General features: G+C 60.9%; 4 protein-coding genes and 1 pseudogene. 2 read left to right on the top strand and 3 right to left on the bottom strand.

Annotated features, from left to right (window positions below; all coding sequences use genetic code 11):
• Both EOA75_RS28490 and EOA75_RS28495 read left to right on the top strand, forming a co-directional pair.
• On the top strand, positions 1–2,191 hold a 2,191-nt coding region (locus tag EOA75_RS28490), incomplete at its 5' end, for a phosphoketolase family protein (RefSeq protein ID WP_164747615.1).
• 28 nt (positions 2,192–2,219) lie between these two features.
• Complete coding sequence (locus EOA75_RS28495) at positions 2,220–3,425, top strand: acetate/propionate family kinase (protein ID WP_127325732.1); 1,206 nt, start codon at positions 2,220–2,222, stop codon at positions 3,423–3,425.
• Here the strand turns inward: EOA75_RS28495 and EOA75_RS28500 are convergent.
• The 3 genes and pseudogenes from EOA75_RS28500 to EOA75_RS35285 form a co-directional block, all read right to left on the bottom strand.
• A complete protein-coding gene (locus tag EOA75_RS28500; RefSeq protein ID WP_127325733.1) occupies positions 3,422–3,937 on the bottom strand; it encodes a GNAT family N-acetyltransferase in 516 nt (171 codons plus the stop codon). The genes EOA75_RS28495 and EOA75_RS28500 overlap by 4 nt on opposite strands.
• 48 nt (positions 3,938–3,985) lie before the next feature.
• The gene (locus EOA75_RS28505; protein ID WP_127325734.1) at positions 3,986–4,633 is read right to left on the bottom strand and encodes a helix-turn-helix domain-containing protein; all 648 of its coding nucleotides are present in this window, start codon (positions 4,631–4,633) and stop codon (positions 3,986–3,988) included.
• Positions 4,634–4,871: 238 nt separating this feature from the next.
• A pseudogene (locus EOA75_RS35285) lies at positions 4,872–5,022 on the bottom strand (pyridoxamine 5'-phosphate oxidase family protein); the annotation flags it as partial.

Consider the following 5,022-nt stretch of genomic DNA (forward strand, 5'->3'; position numbering starts at 1 on the left):
CAACTTCATTTACGCGCATCTCAACCGCGTAATTAGGCGGCGCGATGCCAACGTCATCTATATCTGCGGCCCCGGCCACGGCGGGCCCGCCATGGTGGCCAACACCTATCTCGAGGGAACCTATAGCGAGCTCTATCCGGATGTTTCGCTGGACGAGGCAGGGATGAGAAGGCTCTTCCGTCAGTTCTCTTTTCCGGGCGGCATCCCCAGCCATGCTGCACCTGACGTGCCTGGCTCGATCCACGAGGGTGGCGAGCTTGGTTACGCGCTTTCGCATGCTTACGGCGCCGCCTTCGATAACCCGGATCTTATCGTCGCTTGCGTCGTTGGAGACGGTGAGGCGGAAACCGGGCCGCTCGCCACTGCTTGGCATTCCAACAAGTTCCTCAACCCGGAGCTCGACGGCGCGGTGCTGCCGATCCTCCATCTCAACGGCTACAAGATCGCCAATCCGACGATCCTTGCTCGCATCCCTGAAGAAGAATTGCGCGCGCTGTTTGTCGGCTATGGCTATGAACCGCTGTTCGTCGAGGGCGATGATCCAGCCTTGATGCATGAGCGGATGGCTATTGCACTTGATGATGCACTTGATCGCATCAAGGCGATTCAGCACGCGGCGCGCAGCGGAGTCGAGACTTCACAGCCCCGGCCAAAATGGCCGATGATCGTGCTGCGAAGCCCGAAGGGCTGGACCGGCCCAAAGGAGGTCGATGGACTGAAGACCGAGGGGTTCTGGCGCGCCCATCAGGTTCCGCTTTCCGGTCTCGCCGAAAACCCTGCGCATCTGAAGATGCTTGAGGAATGGCTGAAAAGCTATCAGCCCGCAGAACTTTTCGATGCTGCGGGCGCGCCGGTGCAAACGATCCGCGCCACCGCGCCGCAAGGTGCAAGACGCATGAGCGCCAGTCCGCATGCGAATGGCGGCCTGTTGCGGCGATCGCTCGAACTGCCGAGCCTGCATGAGCATGCAATCGCCGTCGAGCGCCCTGGAGGGGTTAAGGCAGAGTCGACCCGTGCGATGGGCAATTTCCTGCGTGACGTCATGGCATTGAACCAAAGCGCCAAGAATTTCCGCATCGTCGGTCCGGACGAGACTGCTTCGAACCGGCTGCAGGATGTTTTCGAGGTGACGGAACGCGCCTGGATGGAAAAAGTCCTGCCCGAGGATGTGCATCTCGGCAGGCAGGGCAGGGTCCTGGAGATTCTATCCGAGCATACCTGCCAGGGCTGGCTGGAAGGCTACCTGCTTACCGGGCGGCATGGCTTGTTCTCCTGCTACGAAGCCTTCACCCACATCGTCGATTCCATGTTCAACCAGCATGCGAAGTGGCTGGACGCCTGCCGCAAGCTGCCCTGGCGAAGCCCGATCGCGTCGTTGAACTACCTGTTGTCCAGCCATGTCTGGCAGCAGGAGCACAACGGCTTCAGCCATCAGGATCCGGGCTTTATCGACGTCGCCCTGAACAAGAAGGCCGATGTCGTGCGTGTCTACCTGCCCGCGGACGCCAACAGCCTGCTCTGCGTGACGGATCATGTGCTGCAGACTTGGAACCGCATCAACGTCATCGTCGCTGGCAAGGCCAAATCCTGGCAGTGGCTGTCGATCGAGGCGGCGAAAGTTCACTGCCAAACCGGCATCGGCATATGGGACTGGGCGTCGACTGATCGCGGGGCCGAGCCGGATGTGGTCATGGCCTGTGCCGGCGACGTGCCGACACTCGAGACCCTGGTCGCTGTTCAAATTCTGAAACACCACATTCCTGAACTCAAGATCAGGGTGATCAACATCGTCGACCTGATGACCCTGCAGCCAAAGGAAAACCACCCGCACGGGCTGTCGGATCGCGAGTTCGACGCGCTTTTCACGAGGAGCAAGCCGGTTATCTTTGCCTACCACGGCTATCCATGGACCATCCATCGCCTGACCTACAGGCGGACTAACCACGACAACATCCATGTGCGCGGCTACAATGAAGAAGGGACGACGACCACACCCTTCGACATGACCGTGCTGAATGGGCTTGACCGCTACCATCTGGTGCTCGGCGTACTTGATCGCCTCGCGGAGCCGACCGGCGCGCATATCGGGCTCAGACAGGCCATGGAAGGCAAGCTGCTCGAACACCATGCGTATATTCGCGCCCATGGGCAGGATATGCCGGAGATCATCGAGTGGAAATGGGAGCAGTAGTCCCTCGGCAGGGTCAGGCGCATCGACAATGAAGAATGCGATCCTCGTCCTCAATGGCGGCTCATCGAGCCTGAAGTTCGCCGTGTTTCAGGAGCGCGGAGACCTTCACCTGCTGGCGCGTGGCGGCGTGTCGTCAATTGGGCATCGGCCACGGCTGAACGTCGCGCCCACGGCATTCTCGCCCGAAGTCGACGAGAGCTTGGGGAACGGGCCGATCGATATCGCGACGGCATTCAATGCCATCGCGTCCTTCCTTGCCGATTACGGTCTTTTGCGCCAGATCTGCAAGGTCGGGCATCGCATCGTCCATGGCGGGCAAGAATTCGCACGGGCGACCCTGCTCGATGCGCGCACGCTCGATGCCCTCCATGGGCTTGAGCCGCTTGCCCCGACCCACCAGGCGGTCAATCTCGAAATCGTCGAACTGGCCGGTCAGCTGTTGCCTGATGCCAAACAGGTCGGCTGTTTCGACACGGCCTTTCACGCAGCGCGGCCAGAACTCGCCAAGATCTATGCCTTGCCGCATGAGATGTCGGAACAAGGCATCGTCTCTTACGGCTTCCACGGGCTCTCCTACGCGCATATCGCCGCGCGGCTACGCGACCGCTATGGCGCCGGCGCCGGCGGGCGGACCATTGTCGCCCATCTCGGTAGCGGAGCGAGCCTGTGCGCGACGCAGGCTGGAGTCAGTCACGCCACCACCATGGGCTTCTCGACGCTAGATGGGCTTGTCATGAGCACGCGTTGCGGCTCGATCGATCCCGGCGTCCTGCTGCACCTTCTCAAGGATCGCAAGCTATCATCCGACGAACTGTCCACCTTGCTTTACGAACGATCCGGCCTGCTGGGCGTATCCGGTATTTCTGGTGACATGCAGACCCTGCTTGCGTCGAGCGAGCCTGCGGCGGCGGGTGCTGTGGATCTCTTCGTGTATCGCATCGGACGTGAGATCGGATCGCTCGCGGCCGCGCTTGGCGGCCTCGACACGCTCGTTTTTACCGCGGGCATCGGCGAGCACGCCCCTCAAATCCGGCAAAGGATCTGCGGGTCCGCTGCCTGGCTGGGCGTCGCTATCGATGATGGTTTGAATCGCGGCGGCGAGGAACTGGTCATTCTCCCGAATTCCCGCGTCGATGTTCTTGTCATCCCGGCCAATGAGGAACGGGCAGTGGCAACAGAACTTATCAGCTTCGATAACAGTCTGATCAACCCCGTGGCCGCTGGGAGGGACTAGACAGGCAACTTGGTGCCAAGCTTCCGCTGAACCCGGACGAGCGTTGGGTCATGGGGATCGGTTGTGATGGTGAAACCCATGTCACGTTCAAGTTCGATCGCTGCGCGGTTTTCACGGTTTTCGATCGACTCGATGGTCTCGATGCCGTGGTCGTCGGCGTAACGCGCGATATAGCCGAGAAATTCCCAGCCGACCCCGAGATGCTTCCGGTCTTCTCGAATGCAGATGGCGACCTCGCCACGCCGGTCCGCCGGATCGGAGGCCAGGGTCGCCACCGCAATTAGCATTCCGTCGGTCGAGAACGCGAGAAAGTTATGGATGTGCGGATCGTCGGAGCGGGTCATCGCCACCAGGCGCTCATGCGAAACTTCCCTCAAGGCTCCGAGAAAGCGAAAGCGTAAATCCTCAGGCGACACATGGGTGAAAAACTCGGCTACGAGCGGCTCATCCTCAGGGCGAGCGCGGCGCACTTCGAAGCGAAATCCGGTGTGCGTGGTGAGCGTGCTTTTCATTGTTGTCCCTTTCAGGATACTGCTGCGGTGATTGGCTCGAAATGGGCTTCATTCTCCCATCGCCAGCAGCGTATCTCGCTTGACAATTTCAACGCTGCGCAGGCCGGACAGGCGGATGACGCCTTTCTCCTTCAGGCGGGTGAAGACCCGCGAAACGGTTTCGATGGTGAGGCCGAGGTAGTCGCCGATATCGACGCGCGACATCGGCAGTTCCACCTGGCGCAGTCCGCCCTGACGCTCTGACATTTCGATCAGGAATGCCGCGACGCGTTCGATGGCATTCTGGCGGCCAAGCACGAGAAGGTGTTCCTGTGCACGGGTCAATCCTTTCAGCGCAAGCGGCAGAAGCTGGCGGGATATGTCCATGCCTGAGGGCGTGCGGAAAACCCGCACGCCGGTTGCGTTGATCGCTTCGGCAAAGAAGTGGTGCGTGGCGTCGGCTTCGAAGCCGAAAGTTTCTCCGGCCAGATGGAATGCACTTATCTGTCTGCGGCCGTCGGCGAGCAGGCGGTAGATGCGGACCGCGCCGAATTCGACCTGGTAGAGAGCGCCCGCCTTTTCCCCTTGAGCGTAAATCTCGCTGCCTGCCGGGAAGAAGCTGGCCGGCTGCACGGTCGTGCCGTCGAAGGCGAGCGAGGAACCCTGATGGGGCAGATGGGTCGGCAGTTCGATCTTGGCGGCGGCTTGAGCGTACATGGCTGTCTTCCCGATTGATCCGTGACAACAGCAATCGCGCAAATCCGAGGGCGCCGAAATTCGGTTATGTCCCTACGGGAAAATACGTAGCCATGATGGTCGACCGCGGAGAAGGCGCTGCTCGAACCTCGTGCTGTTCTTCGCCGATATATACGGTCTGGACGCGCCGGTCCTCATCGCCGGTTTGGCGTCGCGGGACGACACGCGGATGAGGCCCTGTTCGTCTGGCTGACAGGCCTCAGGCTTCGGCCGCCTCGCGCCCGGAAACTTCCACAATGGATATCCGGAAGAAGACGTGTGGAAGATTATCCGCGGCCATGGGCGGGGCGGGTTTCAATGCGCCTGGCTAACCAGTCGGCGTGCTTGCTGAGCAGGGCCCAGGCGTGATC

It is taken from the genome of Mesorhizobium sp. M1A.F.Ca.IN.022.07.1.1 (genome assembly GCF_003997575.1).
Taxonomy (GTDB): Bacteria; Pseudomonadota; Alphaproteobacteria; order Rhizobiales; family Rhizobiaceae; genus Mesorhizobium.